This is a genomic window from Streptomyces sp. NPDC006134, assembly GCF_040628835.1.
GTDB lineage: Bacteria > Actinomycetota > Actinomycetes > Streptomycetales > Streptomycetaceae > Streptomyces.
Genome location: NZ_JBEXTV010000028.1, coordinates 79,977 through 100,585 on the forward strand (window position 1 = coordinate 79,977; position 20,609 = coordinate 100,585).

Below are 20,609 nucleotides of genomic sequence, written 5' to 3' on the forward strand. Positions count from 1 at the left end.
GGCGTCCCCGGCCGCGCGGGGTGGCGCGGGAGGGTTCCCGATGCCCGCGCAGCCCCCGTGCCTCGTGTCCTGCCTCCCCTCCACTCTTCCCCTCTTCCCTCCTTTCCCTCTTACCCCTCCCCCGGGCGTGCGCCCGGTCGCCCCTCTCCCCACCAGGGTGTACCGAGAGAGGATCTTCGCCGGGGTTCCCTCCGGTTGCCCGCGGGCCCCATACAATCGGCTCCCATGTCGCATCCTGACGAATTGCTCGTCGGCATCGCCACCATGGTGGAGGCCGAGCACAGCAATCAGATGTCGCTGACGGTCGTCGTGGGCGGTGCCGTCATCACCGGCCGGCTGGCTCCCCAAGCCGTGTGGAGGCAGCGCGTGGCGGAGGTCCTGCGCAGCTCCGACCGGCTGCGGGCGTTCTCCCCCGTCTTCGACGGCGCCGGAGCCGCCGAGGCCGACGGCGACGAGCCGCCCACCCATCTGCACTTCCATCTGGCGCGCATCCTCCAGGGCAGTACGGGCATTCCGGAGACCGGCGGCATGTACCGCGTCGCGATCAAGGACGTCACCGCGTGGAGCGTGGGCGACTTCCGCTACAGCGATCAGTGATCCCGGCCGGTCAGCCCGCCTCCCGCTCCGGTAACGCCTCTTCCCGGTCCGCCAGTCTGCGCAGCATCTCCAGGACGCGGTCCCGGGACTCGTCCGCCGCGTCGATGGCCTCCATGCACTGCCAGTAGGTGCCTTCGTCGTCCGCGGCGCAGGCGATGCCGACGAGGGCGATGCCGATCTCGCCGAGGAGGCCGTCGAGGCGGGCCAGCGCCTGGCGGGCGTCGCCCAGTTCGGTGAGCTGGGCGGCGCGCAGCTCACCGGGGCCGAGCCGCGGCCTGTGCAGCACGCCGCAGCCGCGGCCGGCGAGCTCGGTGAGCCCGAGCGCCTCGCCCCGCAGTTCGGGCGGGCCGAAGACCGCCAGGCGGCTGCCGATCGCCTGCGCCAGGGCCTGCGCCTGCCACACCTCCCCCAGGATCTGAGGCACGTCGCCGCTCGCGGCCAGTGCGCGCCTGCTCGTCACGATGAGCCGCACCGCGTCCATGGGCCGCCCCCGTCTGTCCGACGTGCTCCGCGCACGTCCGCCCGAACTCCGCTGTCCACTACCCAGAGTGAAGGCTTCGAGGGCGAAAAGCCAGAGGAAGACGGAAATCTATGGACAACAATTCGGTTTCGGGCGGGATTTCGGCTGCGGAGAGTAATAACGGACGGGGTTGCTCCTCGGTGCGGCGGGGAGTTCCGGCCCGTTCTCCAGGCGTCCTCCCGGCCGTCACGTTCCGTCGGCCGCACCGTCCCCCGGCACCGGGAACCTCCGCTCGTTCCGCTCGATCTTCGCCGCCAGCGCGGCCAGCGGATCGATGCCGAGCACCTCGCACAGCTGGAGCAGGTAGGCGAGGACGTCGGCGACCTCGTCGGTGACGCGGTGCGCGGTGCCGGGGTCGTCCATGACGCGGGCCGACTGCTCCGGCGTCAGCCACTGGAAGATCTCGACCAGTTCGGACGCCTCGACGCTGAGCGCGGAGACGAGGTTCTTCGGGGTGTGGTACGGCTGCCAGTTCCGGGCGGCGGCGAACTCGGCGAGCCTGCGTTGCAGTTCCGCCAGGCCGGGGGGTCCGGAGCCGAGGGGGCCGGGTGCAGGGGGTTCAGACTCGTGTGTCACGGCCCAGGTGTACCACCTTCAACCCGTCCACCCCGTCCACTCCCTCCTGCCTGCCCGCCCCGTCCGGCCCGCCCGCCGCGTCCGCCCCGGTGGCCCACGACGCGTCACTGGTCGTGCCGACGAGCCGGACGTGCCCGCGGTCGCACATCCGGGCCGCCAGCCGCAGCAGGCCCTCCCGCTGCCGGGCGTCCAGGCCCCGGTCGAGTCCGTCGGCGAGGACGGTGAGCGTCTGCAGGGCGGCGGGGACCTCGCCGGCCACGTCGACCTCCAGCACCCCGGGCCCGGTGAGCAGGACCAGCGCGAGCGCGAGATAGCGCAGCTCGCCGTAGCCCAGGCGCGCGAGGCCGGTGCGGGTGCCGCCGCCCCGGTCGAGCAGCGCGCGGACCGCTCCGCCGGTCACCGGCTCGGCCAGCACGTCGGCGACCGGCCCGGCGCATCCGGCGCGCGCCGCCTCGACGAACCGGGCGTGCCGCCGTCCGCACTCGGTGCGGGTGCGCCACAGCACGTCGGCGATGTTGCCGCAGCCGCCGAGCAGCCGTCCCGAACCGGCCGGCGCCGGCTCCCGCATCCGCGCGGGCCGCGGATCGCAGGCGAAGACGGAGCGCAGGGCGACCAGCATCTGCTCGGCGGCGGCGAGCACCCTGCGCTGCCCGTCCGTCTTGCCCGCCACCCGCAGCGGCAGCAGGGCGGTGCCCAGCCGGTCGTCGGGCAGCGGGGCGCGGGTCACCGGCGCCGGTCCGGCCGTGTGCCAGGCGGCCTGCACGGCGCGGCGGCCGGGGTCGCGCAGGGCGGTCTGGAGCAGCACGAGTCCGTCGGCCGTCAGCCGCTCGCCCACGATCCGCAGGTCGGGTTCCGCCTGGACGGCGACGTCGAGCCGGACCGGTCCCTCGGGGCCGTCGGCCGTGCAGCCGATGCGGAAGCCGCGGCGCCGCTGGGCGTCGGGCCGGGCCCGCTCGGGCACGCAGGCGCCCGGGTCGGGGAAGACCGTGCCGAGTTCGGCACCGGAACCGAGCCGGGCGAGGGCCTCGTACGCCCGCAGCGCGCTGGTCTTGCCGCTGCCGCTCGGCCCGGCCAGGAGGGTGAGCGGCGCGAGCGGGACGGTGACGCGCCGGTGCGCGGCGAAGGCGGACAGCCGCAGTTCGGTGACGCACGGCCGGTCGGGGCGCCCCTTGTCGCCGTCGCGCGGCACCGCGGACGGCGGCGCGGGAGCGGCCGGCGGGGTCGGCAAGGTCATGTCCGGACCGTAGGGCTCCGCCGCCGGGCGAACCGTTTTGCCGTCGGCCCCTTCCTACGATCGGGGGACCGGGCGCGTCAGGGCGGGCCCGCCCCTCACCCGCCGGGGCCGTCCCGCCTCGCCGCCCCCGGGAGAGCCGTCAGACGCCGGGAACTCCCGCGCCCTCCATGAGCCCGGTCACCTCGGTGCCGGCCGGCGTGAGCAGGAACACGTTCCGGTCGACCCGGTGCATCCCGCTGGCCAGGCCGAAGACGACGCCCGTGCTGAAGTCCAGGACCCGCTTGGCGACCTCGGTCTCCGCGCCGGTCAGATCGAGCAGGACCGGGATGCCCGCCATGAGGGTCTCGGCGACCTCGCGGGCGTCGGCGAACACGTTGACCCGCAGGACGACGAAGCGGCGCCGGGCCTCCGTCTCCGCCTCCGGCAGCGCGCGGTGGCCCACCGAGGAGGGCCAGGCGTCGCGGCCCCGCAACGGCACGACCTGGGCGAGCCCTTCCCACTGTTCATCGGTGACGTCGTGGCTGTTCACCGGCTCCCCCGCTTCGACTCGCCTTGTTGCCTGCACCAGCCAATTCTTACGCCATGTCACCCGATCGGCCCAACAGCGACACGGTGCCGGCCGGCCGAGCCGTACGGTCTCGCGGCCGGGCGCGTTCCCGTGGGCCGCTCGCCCCGTTCGGTCCGGCTTGTCACCACCCCCGCGGGAGCACTACTGTCGCCACGCCTTGGTGAACGGGAAATCCGGTGTGATGCCGGTGCGGCCCTCGCCACTGTGATCGGGAAGTCCGGCTCCGGCCCTCACGGGCGGCCACTGGGTCCTTCGGGACCTGGGAAGGCGGAGCACGGGCGGTGGTACCCGTCAGCCAGGAGACCGGCCAAGGCGCGTCGTCCATCCACGAGGTGCTGGAGAGGGTCTGCCGAGCCATGCACATAGCCGAGGGCTTTCTGCCTCCGGCGCACGCGATCGCCTGGGGTGTCGCGTCCGCGCCGTTCGTCGTCCACGGAGTCCGGTCGCTCACCCGTGAGGTGAGGGAGCATCCCGAGAGCACGTTGCTGCTCGGCGCGTCCGGGGCGTTCACGTTCGTCCTGTCGGCGCTCAAATTGCCGTCCGTCACCGGGAGTTGCTCCCATCCCACCGGGACGGGACTGGGCGCGATCCTGTTCCGGCCGCCGGTCATGGCGGTGCTCGGCACCATCACCCTGCTCTTCCAGGCGCTGCTGCTCGCGCACGGCGGGCTGACCACGCTCGGCGCCAACGTGTTCTCCATGGCGATCGTGGGGCCGTGGGCCGGGTACGGCGTGTACCGGCTGCTGCGGCGGTGCGGCGTGCCGCTGATGGTCGCGGTGTTCGCCGCCGCGTTCGCCGCCGACCTGTCCACCTACTGCGTCACCAGCGTGCAGCTGGCGCTCGCCTTCCCCGACCCGGGCAGCGGGTTCTGGGGCGCGCTCGGCACGTTCGGCTCCGTCTTCGCCGTCACCCAGATCCCGCTGGCGGTGAGCGAGGGGCTGCTCACCGTGCTCGTGATGCGGCTGCTGACGCAGTCCAGCAAGGGGGAACTGGCCCGGCTCGGTGTGGTGGCGGACGGGCCGAAGGCCCGGAAGGCACAGGAGGCGGTGGCCCGGTGAAGCGGAACACGAAGATCAACGCGCTGTTGCTGCTGGCGGTGGCCGCACTGGCCGTCCTGCCCCTGGCGCTCGGGCTCGGCGACCACAAGGAGGAGCCGTTCGCGGGGGCCGACGCCGAGGCGGAGACGGCGATCACCGAGATCGACCCGGACTACGAGCCGTGGTTCTCGCCCCTGTACGAACCGCCGTCCGGGGAGGTCGAGTCGGCGCTGTTCGCGGTGCAGGCGGCGATCGGCGCGGGCGTGCTGGCGTACTACTTCGGACTGCGCCGGGGGCGGCGGCAGGGCGAGGAACGGGCCCTGGCGGCGCCGCGGGACGGTGACGGCCCGCACGGGGGCGCCGCGGCGCCCGCCGGCGACCGGGACTGAGGCCGCGCCGTGCTGCCGATCGACGCGGCGGCGCACGCCGGCCGCTGGCGCCGCCGCCATCCCGTGGACAAGGCCGTGCTCGGGCTCGGCCTCACCGCGCTCGCCGTCTGCCTGCCGCCCTGGCCGGGCGCGGCGCTGGTGCTGGTCACGGCCCTCGCCGTGCTGCTGGGCCCGGCGGGCGTGCCGGGGCGGCGGCTGTGGCGGGCCTGCCGGGTGCCGCTGGGGTTCTGTGTGACCGGGGCGCTGCCGCTGCTGGTGCGGGTCGGCGGCGCGGACGGGTTCGTGGCGCTCGCCGACGGGGGGTGGGTGCGGGCCGGGGAGCTGCTGCTGCGGTCCTGCGCGGCCTCGCTCGGGGTGCTGCTGTTCGCGTTCACCACGCCGATGTCGGATCTGCTGCCGCGCCTGGTGCGGGCCGGGGTGCCCGCGCCGGTGGTCGACGTGGCGCTGGTGACGTACCGCATGAGTTTCCTGCTGCTGGACTCCGTGCGCCGGGTGCGCGACGCGCAGGCGGCCCGGCTCGGGCACACCACCCGGGCCGCCGCCTGGCGGTCCCTGGGCGGGCTCGGCGCCACCGCGTTCGTGCGGGCCTTCGGCCGGGCGGCGCGGTTGCAGGCGGGGCTGGCCGGGCGCGGCTACGACGGCACCCTGCGCGTCCTGGTGCCCGAGGCCCGCGTCTCCGTCCCCTTCACGGCGGCGAGCGCCGCGCTGCTGGCGGCGCTGGCCGCCCTGACCTTCGTACTGAAAGGGCCCCTGACATGAGCGACGCGACCGCGGTGGCCGCCCTGCGGGGCGTGTCCTTCGGGTACGAGGACGGGCCGGAGGTGCTCGGCGGGCTCGACTTCGCGGTGCGCGAGGGGCGGGCGCTGGCGCTGCTGGGCCGCAACGGCAGCGGCAAGACGACGCTGATGCGGCTGCTCAGCGGTGGACTCCGGCCGCGGGCGGGGCGGTTGCTGGTGGACGGGGAGCCGGTGACGTACGACCGGAAGGGGCTGACGCGGCTGCGGACGACCGTGCAGCTGGTGGTGCAGGACCCGGACGACCAGCTGTTCGCAGCGTCGGTCGCGCAGGACGTGTCGTTCGGGCCGCTGAACCTCGGCCTGCCCGACGCGCAGGTGCGGGCGAGGGTGGCGGAGGCGCTGGACGCGCTGGACATCGGGGCGCTGGCCGACCGGCCCACCCATCTGCTGTCGTACGGGCAGCGCAAGCGGACCGCGATCGCCGGGGCGGTCGCGATGCGGCCCCGGGTGCTGATCCTGGACGAGCCGACCGCCGGGCTCGACCCGGACGGGCAGGAGCGGCTGCTCGCCACGCTGGACGGGCTGCGCGCGGGCGGGACGACCGTGGTGATGGCCACGCACGACGTCGACCTCGCCCTGCGCTGGGCCGACGACGCCGCGCTGCTCACCCCGGGGGGCGGGGTGCACACCGGCCCGGCGGCCGGTCTGCTGGCCCGCGCGGACCTGCTGCGGGAGGCGGGGCTGCGGCTGCCGTGGGGGGTGGCGGTGGCCCGGCTGCTGTGCGCGCGGGGGGCGTTGGCGCAGGGGGAGGCGGGTCCGCGCACGCCGGAGGAGCTGGCGGCGCTGGTGGCGGCGGGGGCCGGCCCGCGCTCCGGTGGTGGCGGGTGAGCGGGCCGGGCTTTGGCGGGGCGGTCGGAGAACCGGGGCGCCGGTTGCCGGGGCGCCCGGACCCGTCGCCGTACGGGTAAGCGCCGGCCGGGTTCGGCCGTCGGCGGCGTCGGCGGTGTCGGTGGTGTCGGCGGTGTCGGCGGTGTCGGCGCGCGGGCACGGCCCGGAGTGAGCCCGTTGGCGGCCGCCGCGAACGCCATGGATGTCGGCGCGCGGGCACGGGGCCGGGCGCGGTGATGTGCCGCGGCCATGCGGGCCGGACGTCTTCCCGCCCAGTCCTCGCGCGGGCCGAGTTCCCGGTGCCTCCGATCCACGGCGTGGATGCCCCGGGGGCTCTCCGGCTGCCTACGGGCCCTCCGGTCCCGTCCCCGCCAGGCGCTCCCCGACCCGTGCCGCCGTCTCGCGCAGCCAGATGTGGGCCGCGTCGTGCGTGTGCACCGGATGCCACCACAGGGCCTCCCGCAGCGGCACCGCCTCGTAGGGCGGTTCCACCACGCGCACGGCGGCGACCGGCGCGAGCAGCCGGGCGAGGCGGGCCTGCACCAGGGCGATCCGCCGGGTGCCCGCCACCAGGTGCGGCAGAAGCTGGAAGCTGTCGACGGAGACCTCGACGCGGGGCTCGACGCCGAGCATGCCGAGCTGGCGTACGGCGGGGGCGTCGTAGGTCCGCTGGTAGGTGACCCAGGGCAGCCGGGCCAGGTCCCGCCGGGTGAGCCGGTCGGTGACGGTCGGATGGCCGTCCGCGACGAGGAAGACCCAGCGGTCCTCGTACAGGTCGGTGGCGGGGAAGCCGCTGATGACGCCGTGCGGCATGAGCAGGCCGTCGGTGGCGCTCAGCAGCGCGGCGGTGTCGTCGGCCACGGTGGGCGGGGTCTGGGTGAAGCGCAGCCGGATGCCGGGGGCCTCCTCGTGCACGACGCGGGCGAGTTCGGCGCCGAAGACGGAGACGGCGTAGTCGGACGCCAGGAGCCTGAACTCGCGGCTCTCCTCGGCCGGGTCGAAGTCGGCCTGGCTGGCGAAGAGGCGTTCCAGCAGGTCGCAGGCGGTGGAGGTGCGGTCGAGGAGGACCTGCCCGAGCGCGGTGAGTTCGTAGTGGCCGCCGACCCGGGCGAGCAGGTCGTCGTCGAAGTGGCGGCGCAGGCGGGCGAGCGCGGCGCTCATGGCGGGCTGGCTGAGGCCGACGCGCTGCCCGGCCCGGGTGACGTTGCGCTCCTCCAGCAGCGCGCGCAGGGCGACGACGAGGTTGAGGTCGAGGCTGGCCAGGTTCACGGGACTTCCCCTTGCGGTACGGCGCCGGACAGCGGCGGGCACATGCCACACCCTCGCACAGGGCATCAACGCGGTGGATGCTTGTCATCCACGGAATCTATTTCCCTGATCACGGGTGGCGGGTCCAGATTAGTCACATCGCCATCAGGAGGACATGTCCGTGAAACCTGAATCCGCGTCCGCGCTCTTCGCCGGACCGTTCGCCCTCGCCACCCTGTCGGCTCCCGACGAGCCGGCCTTCCCCGCTCTCGTCACCCCCGACGGCCGGGCGCTCGACCTCAGAGCCGCTTTCGGCGAGGGGCGGTTGACGGTCCGGGAGCTGCTGGAGCGCTGGGAGTCCGCCCTGCCGCGGCTGCGCGCGCTGGCGGCGGAACCGGGTGCGGGCGGCAGGCCGCTCGCGGACCTCCGGGTGCACGCGCCCGTCGAGCCGCGCCAGGTCTTCCAGTCCGGCGCCAACTACCGCCGGCACGTCATCGACCTGCACGTGGCCCACCGCGCCCCGGGCGACGACCGGCCCGAGGAGGAGCGGCGCGCCGAGGCCGCGGAGATCATGGACCGCCGGGCGGCGGAGGACCTGCCGTACGTGTTCATCGGCCTGCCCAGCGCCGTCACCGGCCCGTACGACGACGTGGTGCTGCCCGCGTGGGCGAAGAAGCCCGACTGGGAGCTGGAGCTGGCGGCCGTGATCGGCCGGCCCGCCCATCGGGTGTCCGTCGAGGAGGCCCTGGAGTACGTCGCCGGGTACACGATCGCCAACGACCTCACCGACCGCGCCACCGTCTTCCGCCGGGACATGCCGCAGATCGGCACCGACTGGCTGCGCAGCAAGAACGCCCCCGGCTTCACCCCGCTCGGCCCCTGGATCGTGCCGGCGGAGTCGGTCGCCGACCCCGGCGACCTGCGGCTGACGCTGAAGCTGAACGGCGAGACGATGCAGGACGAGTCCACCAAGGACATGATCTTCAGCGTGGCGCGCATGGTGTCCTACGCCTCGCAGAGCGCCCGTCTCCTCCCCGGCGACCTGGTGCTGACCGGCAGCCCGGCCGGCAACGGCATGCACTGGGGCCGGCTGCTGCGCGACGGCGACGTCATGGAGTCCACCATCACCGGCCTCGGCGTCCAGCGCACCCGCTGTGTGGCGGAGGTGACGTCGTGACCCTCGACCGCGACGACCCCGAGGGCGCCATCGCCGAGGCCGCCGAGGCGTGCTCCAACTGGGGCCGCTGGGGCGAGGACGACCGGCTCGGCACCCTCAACTTCCTCGACGAGGGCAAGCGGCGCGAGGGCGCGGCCCTGATCCGGCGGGGCGTCAGCTTCTCCCTCTCCCAGCGCTTCGACATGAACGGCCCGCAGAAGGGCTGGCGGCGGCGGACCAACCCGGTCCACACCATGCTGGACACCGGCACCGACGCCGCCCTCGGCAACCAGGGCTTCCCGCACGGCATCGGCGGCGCCGACGACGTGATCGCGATGCCGTTGCAGTGCTCCACCCAGTGGGACGGCCTCGGGCACATCTTCGACCACGGCAAGGCGTGGAACGGGCGCCCGGCGGAGAAGGTCGTCACCTCCGACGGCGACCTGGTCACCGGCATCGAGCACATGGCCCCGCACGTCGCCGGACGCGGTGTCCTGCTGGACGTCGGCCGCGTGATCGGCACCGACGGGGAGCTGCCCGACGGTTTCGCGATCACGGAGGAGCACCTGACGGCGACCGCCGAGGCGCACGGCGTGACCGTGGGACGCGGCGACATCGTCCTCGTACGGACCGGGCAGCTCGCCCGGGCCCGCCGCGACGGCTGGGGCGACTACGCCGGCGGCCCGGCGCCCGGCCTGTCCTTCACCACGGCCGGCTGGCTGCACCGCACCGAGATCGCCGCGATCGCCACCGACACCTGGGGCTTCGAGGTGCGGCCCAACGAGTTCGCGCACGCCTTCCAGCCGCTGCACCAGGTCGCCATCCCCCACATCGGCCTGCTCATCGGCGAGATGTGGGACCTGGACGCGCTGGCACAGGACTGCGCGGCCGACGGCCGTCACGCGTTCTGGCTCACCGCCGCTCCCCTGCCCATCACCGGCGCGGTCGGCTCGCCCGTCAACCCGATCGCCGTCAAGTAGGACGCGGAGCGCAACCAGCCCGCGGAACAAGGGAGTTCCCCATGACTCAACCCCGCACGGTCCTCGTCGTCGGCGGCGGCGCGGCCGGCAACGCCGTGACGATCCTGCTGCGCCGGGCCGGTCTGTCCGTGGACCTCGTCGAGGCCAAGGACGACTGGAACGCCACCGCCGGCTCCGGCATCACCCTCCAGGGCAACGCCCTGCGCGTGCTGCGCGAACTCGGGGTGTGGGAGCAGGTCGAGGCGTCCGGTTACGCCTTCGGCTCGGTCGGCATCACCGCCCCCGACGGCACCGTCCTGCACGTCCAGGACGACCTGCGCACCGGCGGCGACGACCTGCCCGCCACCGTCGGCATGCAGCGGCCCCGGCTCCAGCGCATCCTCATCGACGCCGTCCGCGCGAGCGGCGCCTCGGTGCGGCTCGGCACCCGCGCCGTCTCCCTGGACCAGGACGCCGAGGGCGTCACCGTCCGGTTCACCGACGGCACCGAGGGCCGCTACGACCTGGTGATCGCCGCCGACGGCCTGAGCTCGGCCACCCGTGCCGCCATCGGCATCACGGACCGGCCCGAGCCGACCGGCATGGCCATCTGGCGGGTCGCCGCGCCGCGCCCGGCCGGTGTCGTGCGCACCGACCTCGCCTACGGCGGCCCGGCCTACATCGCCGGCTACTGCCCCACCGGCGAGGACACGATCTACGCGTACGTCGTCGAGGCCAACCGCGACCGCGCCTCGATCCCGCCGGAGTCGTACGCCGAGGAGATGCGGCGCCTGGCCTCGGCGTACGGCGGCTTCTGGCCGGAGATCACCGAGCACATCACCGACCCGGCGAAGGTCAACTACACCTGGTTCGACCGCATGCTGGTCGAGGGCTCCTGGCACCGGGGCCGCGTCGTCCTCGTCGGCGACGCCGCCCACTGCTGCCCGCCCACCCTGGCCCAGGGCGCCGCGCTGTCCCTGGAGGACGCGCTCGTGCTCGCGCAGATGCTGACCGCGACCGGCACCTGGGACGACGCCCTCTTCCAGGCGTACCACGAGCGCCGCGTGCGGCGTGTGCGCCCGGTCGTGGAGGCGTCCGTGCAGATCGGGCGGTGGCAGCTCGACGGCGTCCGCGACGCCGACGTCGCCGGCCTGATGGGCCGCACCATGACGATGCTGAGGGAGCTGCCGTGACCACGCCCACGATCGACGTGCACGCCCACGTCCTGCTGCCCGGGATCGACGCGCTCGTGGCCGGTCTGCCCGGCCACGCCGAGGCCAGGGAGCTCGACGCCCGCCGCAACGGTCCCGCGGCCCTCGCCGTGAGCGGCCCCATGGTGGGCGAGCGCATCCCGAAGCTGACCGACCCGGCCGTGCGGCTGGCCGCGATGGACGCCCAGGGCGTGGACGTGCAGCTGGTGAGCCCCTCGCCCTCGCACTACCACTACTGGGCGGACGAGGAGACCGCCGAGAAGGTGTACCGGCTCGCCAACGAGGCGACGGCGGCACACTGTTCGGCCGCCCCGGACCGGCTGCGCGGCCTGGGCCTGGTCCCGCTCCAGCACCCGGAACTCGCGGTGCGGGCCCTCGAGCACGCCCTGGAGCAGGGCCTGTCCGGCGTGGAGATCTCCAGCCACGCGCCGGGCCGCGAGCTGTCCGACCCGGCCTACGAGCCGCTGTGGTCGCGGGCCGAGGAGACCGGCGCCCTCGTCTTCCTGCACCCCTTCGGATGCACCCTGGACGAGCGGCTCGACCGGTGGTACCTGTCCAACACCGTCGGCCAGCCCACCGAGAACGCCGTCGCGCTGTCGCACCTGATCTTCTCCGGCGTGCTGGACCGCCACCCCGGGCTGAAGCTGATCGCCGCGCACGGCGGCGGCTATCTGCCCACCCACATCGGCCGGTCCGACCACGCCTGGTCGGCCCGCTCCGACGCGGGCGCCGGCTGCGCCCACCCGCCCAGCAGCTACCTGAAGCGGCTGTACTTCGACTCCCTCGTCCACGATCCGCACGTCCTGCGGGAACTGGTCCGCGTCGCCGGAGCGGACCGGGTGCTGCTCGGCTCCGACTTCCCCTTCGACATGGGCACCGAGGACCCGGTCGGCGCCCTGCGCGCCGCGCACCTGCCCGACGCCGACTTCGACGCCGTACGCGGCCGGAACGCCGCGGCCCTGCTCTCCCTGGAGTGATTCCCATGCGTCTGCTCACCCATCTGCGGCACGTCGACCTCGCCGTGCCCGACTACGACAAGCAGCTCGACTTCTACGCCGGCGTCTGGGGCCTGACCAAGGTCGCCGAGGACTCCGGCATCGCCTTCCTGGCCGCCGAGGGCTCCCCGGAACAGTACGTCGTGCGGCTGCGCAAGGCCGAGGAGAAGCGCCTCGACCTCGTCTCCTACGGGGCCGCCGACGCGGCCGACGTGGACACGCTCGCCGAACAGCTCCTCGCGGGCGGCGTCCGGCTGATCTCCCGGCCCGGCACGATCGACACCCCCGGCGGCGGCTACGGCTTCCGCTTCTTCGACGTCGACGGCCGCACCATCGAGGTGTCGGCGGACGTGGCGGTGCGGCAGCACCGCAAGATCGAGGAGAAGGAGTCGATCCCGGTCAAGCTCTCCCACGTCGTCCTCAACTCCCCCGACCTGAACCGCACCCGGGAGTGGTACGAGCGCCACCTCGGCTTCCGCCTCTCCGACACGCTGAGCTCGCCGCACATGGGCGAGGTCATGCACTTCATGCGGATCAGCAACCAGCACCACTCCATGGCCCTGGCCAAGGGGCCGCACACGTCGCTGCACCACATCTCCTTCGAGATGCGCGGCATCGACGAGTACATGCGCGGCTCCGGCCGCGTCATCCGGGCCGGCTACAAGAAGATCTGGGGCCCGGGCCGGCACATGGCGGGCGACAACACCTTCACGTACTTCCTCGACCCGCACGGCAACACCGTCGAGTACACCACCGAGCTGGAGCTGCTCGACGAGGACACCTGGCACCCCCACGTCTACGACTTCTCCCAGCCCGAGGTCACCGACCAGTGGGGCACCGCCAACCCGATGAACGAGCTGGTGGCCAAGGAGTCCTTCAACGACCCGGACCGCGGCGTGTTCGTCGCCCCGCCGGTCTGACCGGCCCCCCTCCGCTCCGGGGACGCGGCGGCGCAGGCCGACGCCCTGACGCCGCGCCGCCCCGTCCCCGGCCCCGGCCCCGGCCCCGGTCCCGGTCCCGGTCCCCCGCCCGATCCCCGGCCGTCCGGTCCCCGGCCCTCGGCGGCACCTCCGCTCGCCCCCCTTCGCACGGCTCCCGCATCAACGACGATCGAAGGAACCGCCCGATGAGCACACCCACGCCCCGCCTCACCCGTCGCGGCCTGCCGGCCGGCGGCGCCGCCGCGATCGCGCCGGCGGTTGCCCCGCAGGCCGGCGCGGCACCCCTCGCCGCCGCGGCGGAGACCGGAGGGCGGTCCCGGAGCCGTACCGTGGTCCACCTGCTGGGCACGGCGGGCGGCCCGCCGCCGTACGGCGGGCGCATGGGCATCGCCTCCGCCGTCACCGTCGGCACCGACACCTACCTGGTGGACTGCGGCCGGGGCGCCGTCACCCAGTACCTGAAGGCGGGGCTGTCCATGCCGTCGCTCAAGGGCGTCTTCCTCACCCACCTGCACGCCGACCACATCGTCGGCTACTTCGTCTTCCCGCTGCTGTGCGCCGGGGTGATGCCCCCGCAGCCCGGCTTCGGCGGCACCGTGCGCGTGTGGGGGCCGGGGCCGGGCGACACCACCTGGTTCGAGCGGCAGGGCATGCCCGCCGGCCTCGTCGAGCACATGCGCCACGTCCACACCGGGATCGGCGGGATCGCCGCCACCGCACGGGCCCGGCGGGTGGTCCTCAGCCACCTGGCCCCGGCCGACCCGGCGCGGCTCCCGGACGCCGAGTGGGCCGCCGCCCGCGCCTCCGCCCGGAAGGCCGGCTACCGGGGCCGCGTCACCGTGGGCCACGACCTCATGCGCATTCCCCTCGGCTGACCCCTCTTCCCTCCCCCCTCTCCCCTCCCCCTTCCCCTTTCTCCTCCCTCCTTTCCCAGGAGCCGCACCATGCGTTTCGCCACGTATGAGCACCGCCACCGCCCCCGGGTGGCCGTCGTCGAAGAGGACGGCACCCTCCACCCGCTGCCCGGCGTGACCTCCCTGTCCGGCCTGCTCGCCGAGACCGGCGGCCTGCCCGGACTGCTCGCCGCCGGCGCGGCGGCCCTCGACGTGCCGCCCGGCCCGCACGTCTCCCAGGTGAAACTGCTGCCTCCCCTGCGGCCCGCCTCCGTACGGGACTTCGTCACCTTCGAGGAGCACGTCGAGGGCGTACGGCGGTCCGTGGACGGCGCCTCCGGCGTGCCCGAGCAGTGGTACGCGGCGCCCACCTTCTACTTCACCAACCCGCACGCGATCTACGGCCCCGGCGACGACGTCCCGGTGCCGCCCGGCTCGGCCGTGCTCGACTTCGAACTCGAAGTGGGCGCCGTCATCGGCCGCGAGGGCCGCGACCTCACCCCCGCCCAGGCCCGCGACCACATCGCCGGCTACACCGTCTTCAACGACTGGTCCGCCCGCGACCTGCAGTCGGCGGAGATGAAGGTCGGCCTCGGCCCGTGCAAGGGCAAGGACACGGCCACCACCCTCGGTCCGTACTTCGTCACCGCCGACGAGCTGGAGCCCCACCGCGACGCCGACGGGTTCCTGCGCCTCGCCCTGACCGCGCGGGTCAACGGCGAGGTGGTCGGCGAGGACCTGCTGTCCAACATGAGCTGGACCTTCGAGGAGATGGTGGCCTACGCCTCCCGCGGCACCCGCGTCGTGCCGGGCGACGTGCTCGGCTCGGGCACCTGCGGCAACGGCGGCTGCCTCGCCGAGCTGTGGGGCCGGCGCGGCGAGCGGACCCCGCCGCCGCTGAAGCCCGGCGACACCGTCAGCCTCACCGTGGAGGGCATCGGCACGCTCACCAACACCGTCGTCCCCGGCGCCGAGCCCGTGCCGCTGCCGGCCGGCCGCCGCCGCAGCCGGGAGCGGCCGTGAGCGACCTGCACCCCAAGAAGCTGCTGGGCAAGGTGGTGGTCGTCACCGGCGCGGCCCGCGGCCAGGGCGCCGCGGAAGCGGAAGCGCTCACCCGCGAGGGCGCCCGCGTCATCGCCACCGACGTGACCGAGGCGCCCGGCTGCCGCCGTCTCGACGTCACCAGCGAGGACGGCTGGGCCGCGCTCGCCGCCGAGCTGAAGGAGTCGTACGGGCAGATCCACGGCCTGGTCAACAACGCGGGCATCACCTGGCGGGCCCGCGTCGGCGACGCGCGCCCCGAGGACATGGCCCGCGTCCACGCGGTCAACGTCACCGGCCCCCTGCTCGGCATCCAGCACCTCGCCCCGCTCATGCCGCCCGGCTCCTCCATCGTGAACGTCGGCTCCTCGGCGGCCCTCACCGCCCACTACCCGGTCGCCTACACGACCAGCAAGTGGGCGCTGCGGGGCCTGTCGAAGACCGCCGCCCTGGAGCTGGGCCCGCGCGGCATCCGCGTCAACACCGTCCACCCCGGTTACATCGAGACCGAGATGACCGCCTCCGCCGCCCCGGCGTTCCGCGCGGCGAACATCCGCGAGACGCCGCTGGGCCGCACCGGGACGGCCGCCGAGGTCGCCCCGCTGGTCGTCTTCCTGCTGTCCGACGACGCCTCCTTCATCACCGGCGCCGAGATCCCCGTGGACGGCGGGCTGACCGCGCACGGCGGGGTCAAGTCCGTCTCCGACGCCCTGCGCGAGGGGGCGTCGTGAAACGGCTCGACGGCAAGGTGGCCCTGATCTCCGGCACCGCCCGCGGCCAGGGCCGGGCGGCGGCCCTGCGGTTCGCCGCCGAGGGCGCCCTCGTCGTCGGCGGGGACCTGCTGCACGAGGAGGCCGTGGAGGCCCAGCGTCTCATCGCCCGCGAGGGCGGCACCGCCCTCGTCCCCGGCCCCCTGGACGTCACCGACGAGGACTCCGTGCGGGCCTGGGTGGAGGAGGCCGCCGACGCGTTCGGCGGCGTCGACATCGTCTACGCCAACGCCGGTGCCGTCCGCTTCGGGGCGATCGACGGCCGGCCGTACGAGGACTTCGCGTTCACGCTGCGCGCCGAGCTGGACTCGGTGTGGCTGACCGTCCGGGCCGCCTGGCCGCACCTGGTGCGCAGCCGCGGCTGCGTCCTCACCGTCGGCTCGACGGCCGGCCTCACCGGCTCCCTCGCCAACCGGCGCACCGCGCACTCCGCCTCCAAGGGCGCGGTGATCGCGCTCACCCGCCGGCTCGCCGCCGAGGGCGCCCCGCACGGCGTCCGCGCCAACTGCGTGAGCCCCGGAATGATCGACACGGAGGGCTCCCGCGGCGATCTGCTCGCCGAGGACCACCCGATGCGCCGCATCGCCCGCCACATCCCCCTCGGCCGGACCGGCCGGCCCGACGACGTGGTGAACGCGGCCGTCTTCCTCGCCTCGGACGAGGCCGCGTACATCACCGGCGCCCACCTCGTCGTGGACGGCGGCCGGTCCGCCGTCCTGCCCGGCGCGGCGCACTGAACCGAAAGGAACACGCACACCGTGGACAAAGTCATCGGCAGCGCCGCCGAGGCGGTCGCCGACATCCCCGACGGCGCCTCGCTCGCCGTCGGCGGCTTCGGCCTCAGCGGCGTCCCCGACGTCCTCATCCGCGCCCTGTACGAGCAGGGGGCGGGCGGCCTGGAGGTCGTCTCCAACAACTGCGGCGTCGACGGCCGCGGCCTCGGCGTCCTCCTCGCCGCCGGCCGCATCGCCCGCGTCACCGGCTCCTACGTCGGCGAGAACAAGGAGTTCGCCCGCCAGTACCTGTCCGGGGAGCTGGAGGTGGAGCTCGTCCCGCAGGGCACCCTCGCCGAACGCCTGCGCGCGGGCGGCGCGGGCATCCCCGCCTTCTACACCCCGGCGGGCGTGGGCACCCAGGTGGCGCAAGGCGGCCTGCCCTGGCGGTACGCGGCCGACGGAACAGTCGCCGTCGCCTCCCCGCCCAAGGAGACCCGCGACTTCGCGGGCCGTCCGCACGTCCTGGAGCACGGCATCACCACCGACTACGCCCTGGTGCGGGCCTGGCGCGGCGACCGCCACGGCAACCTGGTCTTCCGCAAGGCCGCCGCCAACTTCAACCCCCTCGCCGCCATGGCCGGCCGCGTCACCGTCGCCGAGGTCGAGGAACTGGCCGAGCCGGGCGAGCTGCGCCCCGACGAGGTGCACCTGCCGGGCGTCTTCGTCCAGCGGGTCGTCCGCCTGAGCCCCCGGGAGGCCGCCGACAAGCAGATCGAGAAGAGGACGGTACGTTCCTGATGGCCTGGACCCGCGACCAGATGGCCGCCCGCGCCGCCGCCGAGCTCGCCGACGGCTCCTACGTCAACCTGGGCATCGGCCTGCCCACCCTCATCCCCGGCCACCTCCCGCCCGGCGTGCACGTCGTCCTGCACTCCGAGAACGGCATCCTCGGCACCGGCCCCTACCCCACCGAGGACGAGGTCGACCCCGACCTGATCAACGCGGGCAAGGAGACGGTCACCGTCCTGCCCGGAGCCTCCTTCTTCGACTCGGCCCTCTCCTTCGGCATGATCCGCGGCGGCCACATCGACACGGCCGTCCTCGGCGCCATGCAGGTCTCCGCCCGCGGCGACCTCGCCAACTGGATGATCCCCGGCAAGATGGTCAAGGGCATGGGCGGCGCGATGGACCTGGTCCACGGCGCCCGCCGCGTCGTCGTCCTGATGGAGCACACCGCCAAGGACGGCAGCCCGAAGATCCTCGACGAGTGCACCCTGCCCCTCACCGGCGAGCGGTGCGTCCACCGCGTCATCACGGACCTCGGCGTCCTGGACGTCACCGCCGAGGGCCTCGCCCTCGTCGAGACCGCCCCGGACGTCACCGTCGAGGACATCACGGCCCGCACCGGCGCCCCGCTGCTCCTGTACGGCCTCACGGCCGCCTGCTGACCCCGCGCGTCGGCCGCCGTCCGGAGCCCGTCCCCGGCCGGCGGCCGACGCCCGGCCGACGCCCGACCGACGCCCGACCGACGGCCGCCCGGTTGACGGACACCCCATCGTCGCGCCACGGTGAGTAACGCACCCGGTGTGGGACGTTGTCGGCACGGCGATCGAAAGCGGTTGAGCATGGCGGTGACGCGGAGGACCGACCTTCCGACGGCGACGGCGTCGGCGGGCACGCATGGTGGCGTCCCGGCGCGGACCCCGGCCCACGCCCGATGACGGCGCCCTCGACCACGGCCGGGACCAGCGCGGCGGAATCCCTGGTCTCGCCGGTGAACTCGCACAACGAGTGGGACCCGCTGGAGGAGATCGTCGTCGGCCGCCTCGACGGCGCGACCATCCCCTCCAGCCACCCGGTGGTCTCCTGCAACATCCCGCCGTGGGCGGCACGGCTCCAGGGGCTCGCCGCCGGGTTCAAGTACCCGCGCGTGCTGGTGGAGCGGGCCCAGCAGGAGCTCGACGGGTTCGTCGCCCTCCTGCGCTCCCTGGGCGTCACCGTCACCCGCCCGGACGCCGTCGACCACAGGAAACGCTTCGGCACCCCCGACTGGACGTCACGCGGCTTCTGCAACACCTGCCCGCGCGACAGCATGCTCGTGATCGGCGACGAGATCATCGAGACCCCGATGGCCTGGCCGTGCCGGTACTTCGAGACCCACTCCTACCGCACGATCCTCAAGGACTACTTCCGGCGCGGCGCACGCTGGACGTCCGCCCCGAAGCCGCAGCTCACCGACGACCTCTTCGAAGCGGACTTCCGCGTCCCCGGGCCCGGCGAGCCCATGCGCTACATCCTCACCGAGTTCGAGCCGGTGTTCGACGCGGCGGACTTCGTCCGCGCCGGACGCGACCTGTTCGTCACCCGGAGCAACGTCACCAACCGCATGGGCATCGAGTGGCTGCGCCGCCACCTCGGCCCCGGCTACCGCATCCACGAGATCGAGAGCCGCTGCCGCACCCCCATGCACATCGACACGACCTTCGTCCTGCTCGCCCCCGGCAAAGCTCTGGTCAACCCCGAGTACATCGACGTCGACCGCCTCCCCGACGTCCTGCGCTCCTGGGACATCCTCGTCGCCCCCGAGCCGGACCCCCTCGACGACCACCTGCTCAAGATCACGTCCATGTGCGGCAAGTGGCTGAGCATGAACGTCCTCATGGTCGACGACAAACGGGTGATCGCGGAACGCCACCACACCGGCATGCTGCGCGCCCTGGAGAAGTGGGGCTTCGAACCGATCCCGTGCGACCTGCTCCACTACGCCCCGTTCGGCGGCTCCTTCCACTGCGCGACACTGGACGTGCGCCGGCGCGGGGAGCTGGAGTCGTACTTCGACTGAGCGGGCGGCCGGGTCGCTCGGCGTCGGTACCCCTGTCGCTGAGCCCCGGCCTCAGCCCGCCGTCCACAGTCCTCTCATCAGACGTCGCCTGCGATCCGGGGCCGGTACCCGCTGGAAGACCCCCGGGGAGACCCGGTGAATGCAGTCGATTCCGTACCGGTGGAGCAGGGACAGTTCCCGCTCGTCGAGCGGGGCGGGCACCAGTACGGCGAGCCGGTCGGCGGGAAGCGGGCTGTGCGGGGCGTAGTCCAGCAATTGGGAGAGGGCTTCCCGCACATACGCGTGCGCGGTGCGGCTCTTCGCCTCGATCACCTCGACGCCGTCGGGCCCCTCCAGATAGATGTCGCACACACCTGCAGGGCAGCGGAAACGCCCGGCAGCGATGGTGAGTGTGGCGCAGAATTCCCTCACCAGCGGCTGTTCCTCACGCCGGTAAAGCGTCGTCGCCGCCGCGCGCTCGAAGCCGACGGTCGAGGTGTGCTGTCGTTCCAACTCTGCTCGCCGGGACGGCACCGGGCCGGGGGCGGGCGGTTCCGCGAGGCCGAGCTGTTCCATGGCCGTCCGGGTGGTGATGCGCAGCCCGTCGATGACGGCCCGTGCCTTGTCACCCTCCAGCACCAGCTGGCCGGGGAACTTGTGGTTGTCCGAATACCCGATCAGCCGTGTCAGCACCTTGTACGGAACGTCGGCCGGAACGAAATCGCGCAGGCTGTACACCGTGCGCCAGCTCTTGCCCCCGGGCCGGGGCGGCCACAGCGCGTCGGCGAACTCCTCGTTGGCGAACACGGCGCCGACCTCGCCCACGGCCAGTACTTTGTTCTTCCCGGTGAACAGGGCCACATCGCCGGTGCGCACCTTCGCCATCGCCTTGTCGTGGGTCGGCGTGGCACCCCAGAAACGGGCCGCTCCCTCGGGGTGGAGGGAGGCGAGACGGTCGAGCTGGCGGGGCGTCAGGTGCCGCGCCAGCCCTTCCTCCGCGAAGGCGACTTCCTGTTCGAGAGTGTCATGCCAGTGCTTGCGCGACTCGCTGCTCCCGTACGCCGGGCACACCAGCACGCGTGCCTCCGGTTCGGCCTGCGATACGGGTTCCGCCGCGGTCTGGGTGAGATCGGATATGCCCACCCATCGATCCTAACCATTCATCATTTTATATACATCAACTCCCGAACCAGCTGGGCAGATTGGCGGCACGGTCTCACCGGCCGTACCCGATTGCCGGGCCCGCCGCCTCGGCGGGTCGGTGCAGAACGCCTCCAGACCGCTGCTGAGCAGGGCGCCTCAGTCGTACGAC

At 73.9% G+C, this 20,609-nt stretch carries 23 protein-coding genes and 1 riboswitch; of the genes, 17 read left to right on the forward strand and 6 right to left on the reverse strand.

The annotated features are described in order from the left end of the window. The first annotated feature begins 225 nt into the window (after window positions 1-225). On the forward strand, window positions 226-597 hold the full coding sequence (locus tag ABZ340_RS19790; RefSeq protein ID WP_358783070.1) for a hypothetical protein: 372 nt from the start codon (window positions 226-228) through the stop codon (window positions 595-597). 10 nt (window positions 598-607) lie between these two features. Here the strand turns inward: ABZ340_RS19790 and ABZ340_RS19795 are convergent, their stop codons facing one another. From ABZ340_RS19795 to ABZ340_RS19810, 4 genes are all read right to left on the reverse strand, one after another. Continuing rightward, the gene (locus ABZ340_RS19795; RefSeq protein ID WP_358783071.1) at window positions 608-1,078 is read right to left on the reverse strand and encodes a DUF6099 family protein; all 471 of its coding nucleotides are present in this window, start codon (window positions 1,076-1,078) and stop codon (window positions 608-610) included. 225 nt (window positions 1,079-1,303) lie between these two features. After that, window positions 1,304-1,636, reverse strand: a complete 333-nt coding sequence (locus ABZ340_RS19800; protein WP_358783101.1) for a nucleotide pyrophosphohydrolase — start codon at window positions 1,634-1,636, stop codon at window positions 1,304-1,306. A gap of 40 nt (window positions 1,637-1,676) precedes the next feature. Continuing rightward, the gene (locus ABZ340_RS19805) at window positions 1,677-2,927 is read right to left on the reverse strand and encodes an ATP-binding protein (protein ID WP_358783072.1); all 1,251 of its coding nucleotides are present in this window, start codon (window positions 2,925-2,927) and stop codon (window positions 1,677-1,679) included. A 139-nt stretch (window positions 2,928-3,066) separates the two neighbouring features. Next, complete coding sequence (locus tag ABZ340_RS19810) at window positions 3,067-3,456, reverse strand: cell division protein SepF (protein ID WP_358783073.1); 390 nt, start codon at window positions 3,454-3,456, stop codon at window positions 3,067-3,069. Between the two features lie 180 nt (window positions 3,457-3,636). After that, window positions 3,637-3,822, forward strand: a riboswitch (cobalamin riboswitch). A gap of 29 nt (window positions 3,823-3,851) precedes the next feature. Here ABZ340_RS19810 and ABZ340_RS19815 point away from each other — a divergent pair. The 4 genes from ABZ340_RS19815 to ABZ340_RS19830 are packed head-to-tail and all read left to right on the forward strand — an operon-like array spanning window position 3,852 to window position 6,546. Beyond that, the gene (locus ABZ340_RS19815) at window positions 3,852-4,553 is read left to right on the forward strand and encodes an energy-coupling factor ABC transporter permease (RefSeq protein ID WP_358783074.1); all 702 of its coding nucleotides are present in this window, start codon (window positions 3,852-3,854) and stop codon (window positions 4,551-4,553) included. Then, window positions 4,550-4,921 carry an energy-coupling factor ABC transporter substrate-binding protein gene (locus tag ABZ340_RS19820; protein ID WP_358783075.1) on the forward strand — a complete coding sequence of 124 codons (372 nt, stop codon included), beginning with the start codon at window positions 4,550-4,552 and terminating at the stop codon, window positions 4,919-4,921. The genes ABZ340_RS19815 and ABZ340_RS19820 overlap by 4 nt, the downstream gene beginning before the upstream one ends. A gap of 9 nt (window positions 4,922-4,930) precedes the next feature. Continuing rightward, on the forward strand, window positions 4,931-5,680 hold the full coding sequence (cbiQ, locus tag ABZ340_RS19825) for a cobalt ECF transporter T component CbiQ (protein ID WP_358783076.1): 750 nt from the start codon (window positions 4,931-4,933) through the stop codon (window positions 5,678-5,680). After that, a complete protein-coding gene (locus ABZ340_RS19830) occupies window positions 5,677-6,546 on the forward strand; it encodes an ATP-binding cassette domain-containing protein (RefSeq protein WP_358783077.1) in 870 nt (289 codons plus the stop codon). The genes cbiQ and ABZ340_RS19830 overlap by 4 nt, the downstream gene beginning before the upstream one ends. 345 nt (window positions 6,547-6,891) lie before the next feature. On the opposite strand, the gene ABZ340_RS19835 is transcribed toward ABZ340_RS19830, so the two are convergent. Then, window positions 6,892-7,815, reverse strand: coding sequence for a LysR family transcriptional regulator (locus tag ABZ340_RS19835; RefSeq protein WP_358783078.1), 924 nt, complete (start codon window positions 7,813-7,815; stop codon window positions 6,892-6,894). Between the two features lie 154 nt (window positions 7,816-7,969). On the opposite strand from ABZ340_RS19835, the gene ABZ340_RS19840 reads away from it, so the two are divergent. From ABZ340_RS19840 to ABZ340_RS19895, 12 genes are all read left to right on the forward strand, one after another. Continuing rightward, window positions 7,970-8,971 (forward strand): fumarylacetoacetate hydrolase family protein, encoded by a 1,002-nt coding sequence (locus ABZ340_RS19840; RefSeq protein WP_358783079.1) that lies wholly within the window; start codon window positions 7,970-7,972, stop codon window positions 8,969-8,971. Continuing rightward, window positions 8,968-9,930 carry a cyclase family protein gene (locus ABZ340_RS19845; RefSeq protein WP_358783080.1) on the forward strand — a complete coding sequence of 321 codons (963 nt, stop codon included), beginning with the start codon at window positions 8,968-8,970 and terminating at the stop codon, window positions 9,928-9,930. The genes ABZ340_RS19840 and ABZ340_RS19845 overlap by 4 nt, the downstream gene beginning before the upstream one ends. A gap of 41 nt (window positions 9,931-9,971) precedes the next feature. Next, entirely contained in the window at window positions 9,972-11,102 is a 1,131-nt protein-coding gene (locus ABZ340_RS19850; RefSeq protein WP_358783081.1) for an FAD-dependent oxidoreductase, read from the forward strand. Then, window positions 11,099-12,097: an amidohydrolase family protein gene (locus tag ABZ340_RS19855; RefSeq protein ID WP_358783082.1), complete on the forward strand. Its 999-nt coding sequence runs from the start codon at window positions 11,099-11,101 to the stop codon at window positions 12,095-12,097. The genes ABZ340_RS19850 and ABZ340_RS19855 overlap by 4 nt, the downstream gene beginning before the upstream one ends. 5 nt (window positions 12,098-12,102) lie before the next feature. After that, entirely contained in the window at window positions 12,103-13,035 is a 933-nt protein-coding gene (locus ABZ340_RS19860) for a VOC family protein (RefSeq protein WP_358783083.1), read from the forward strand. 206 nt (window positions 13,036-13,241) lie between these two features. Next, window positions 13,242-13,931, forward strand: coding sequence for an MBL fold metallo-hydrolase (locus ABZ340_RS19865; RefSeq protein ID WP_358783084.1), 690 nt, complete (start codon window positions 13,242-13,244; stop codon window positions 13,929-13,931). 69 nt (window positions 13,932-14,000) lie between these two features. Continuing rightward, entirely contained in the window at window positions 14,001-14,972 is a 972-nt protein-coding gene (locus tag ABZ340_RS19870; protein WP_358783085.1) for a fumarylacetoacetate hydrolase family protein, read from the forward strand. Then, window positions 14,969-15,721 (forward strand): SDR family oxidoreductase, encoded by a 753-nt coding sequence (locus tag ABZ340_RS19875; protein ID WP_358783086.1) that lies wholly within the window; start codon window positions 14,969-14,971, stop codon window positions 15,719-15,721. The genes ABZ340_RS19870 and ABZ340_RS19875 overlap by 4 nt, the downstream gene beginning before the upstream one ends. Next, the gene (locus ABZ340_RS19880; protein ID WP_358783087.1) at window positions 15,718-16,497 is read left to right on the forward strand and encodes an SDR family NAD(P)-dependent oxidoreductase; all 780 of its coding nucleotides are present in this window, start codon (window positions 15,718-15,720) and stop codon (window positions 16,495-16,497) included. Before ABZ340_RS19875 ends, ABZ340_RS19880 begins: the two co-directional genes overlap by 4 nt. A 21-nt stretch (window positions 16,498-16,518) precedes the next feature. After that, on the forward strand, window positions 16,519-17,274 hold the full coding sequence (locus ABZ340_RS19885) for a CoA transferase subunit A (protein ID WP_358783088.1): 756 nt from the start codon (window positions 16,519-16,521) through the stop codon (window positions 17,272-17,274). Beyond that, window positions 17,274-17,924 carry a CoA transferase subunit B gene (locus ABZ340_RS19890; RefSeq protein WP_358783089.1) on the forward strand — a complete coding sequence of 217 codons (651 nt, stop codon included), beginning with the start codon at window positions 17,274-17,276 and terminating at the stop codon, window positions 17,922-17,924. Before ABZ340_RS19885 ends, ABZ340_RS19890 begins: the two co-directional genes overlap by 1 nt. Before the next feature lie 269 nt (window positions 17,925-18,193). Continuing rightward, entirely contained in the window at window positions 18,194-19,318 is a 1,125-nt protein-coding gene (locus ABZ340_RS19895) for an amidinotransferase (protein WP_358783090.1), read from the forward strand. Window positions 19,319-19,369: 51 nt separating this feature from the next. On the opposite strand, the gene ABZ340_RS19900 is transcribed toward ABZ340_RS19895, so the two are convergent. Further along, on the reverse strand, window positions 19,370-20,440 hold the full coding sequence (locus tag ABZ340_RS19900) for a hypothetical protein (RefSeq protein WP_358783091.1): 1,071 nt from the start codon (window positions 20,438-20,440) through the stop codon (window positions 19,370-19,372). Window positions 20,441-20,609 lie beyond the last annotated feature (169 nt).

Coding starts and splice junctions, on each gene's coding strand:
- ABZ340_RS19890 (WP_358783089.1), top strand. CDS start 17,274: ATGGCCTGGACCCGCGACCAGATGGCCGCCCGCGCCGCCGCCGAGCTC.
- ABZ340_RS19870 (WP_358783085.1), top strand. CDS start 14,001: ATGCGTTTCGCCACGTATGAGCACCGCCACCGCCCCCGGGTGGCCGTC.
- ABZ340_RS19840 (WP_358783079.1), top strand. CDS start 7,970: ATGTCCGTGAAACCTGAATCCGCGTCCGCGCTCTTCGCCGGACCGTTC.
- ABZ340_RS19790 (WP_358783070.1), top strand. CDS start 226: ATGTCGCATCCTGACGAATTGCTCGTCGGCATCGCCACCATGGTGGAG.
- ABZ340_RS19865 (WP_358783084.1), top strand. CDS start 13,242: ATGAGCACACCCACGCCCCGCCTCACCCGTCGCGGCCTGCCGGCCGGC.
- ABZ340_RS19850 (WP_358783081.1), top strand. CDS start 9,972: ATGACTCAACCCCGCACGGTCCTCGTCGTCGGCGGCGGCGCGGCCGGC.
- ABZ340_RS19895 (WP_358783090.1), top strand. CDS start 18,194: ATGACGGCGCCCTCGACCACGGCCGGGACCAGCGCGGCGGAATCCCTG.
- ABZ340_RS19860 (WP_358783083.1), top strand. CDS start 12,103: ATGCGTCTGCTCACCCATCTGCGGCACGTCGACCTCGCCGTGCCCGAC.
- ABZ340_RS19805 (WP_358783072.1), bottom strand. CDS start 2,927: ATGACCTTGCCGACCCCGCCGGCCGCTCCCGCGCCGCCGTCCGCGGTG.
- ABZ340_RS19830 (WP_358783077.1), top strand. CDS start 5,677: ATGAGCGACGCGACCGCGGTGGCCGCCCTGCGGGGCGTGTCCTTCGGG.
- ABZ340_RS19815 (WP_358783074.1), top strand. CDS start 3,852: ATGCACATAGCCGAGGGCTTTCTGCCTCCGGCGCACGCGATCGCCTGG.
- ABZ340_RS19795 (WP_358783071.1), bottom strand. CDS start 1,078: ATGGACGCGGTGCGGCTCATCGTGACGAGCAGGCGCGCACTGGCCGCG.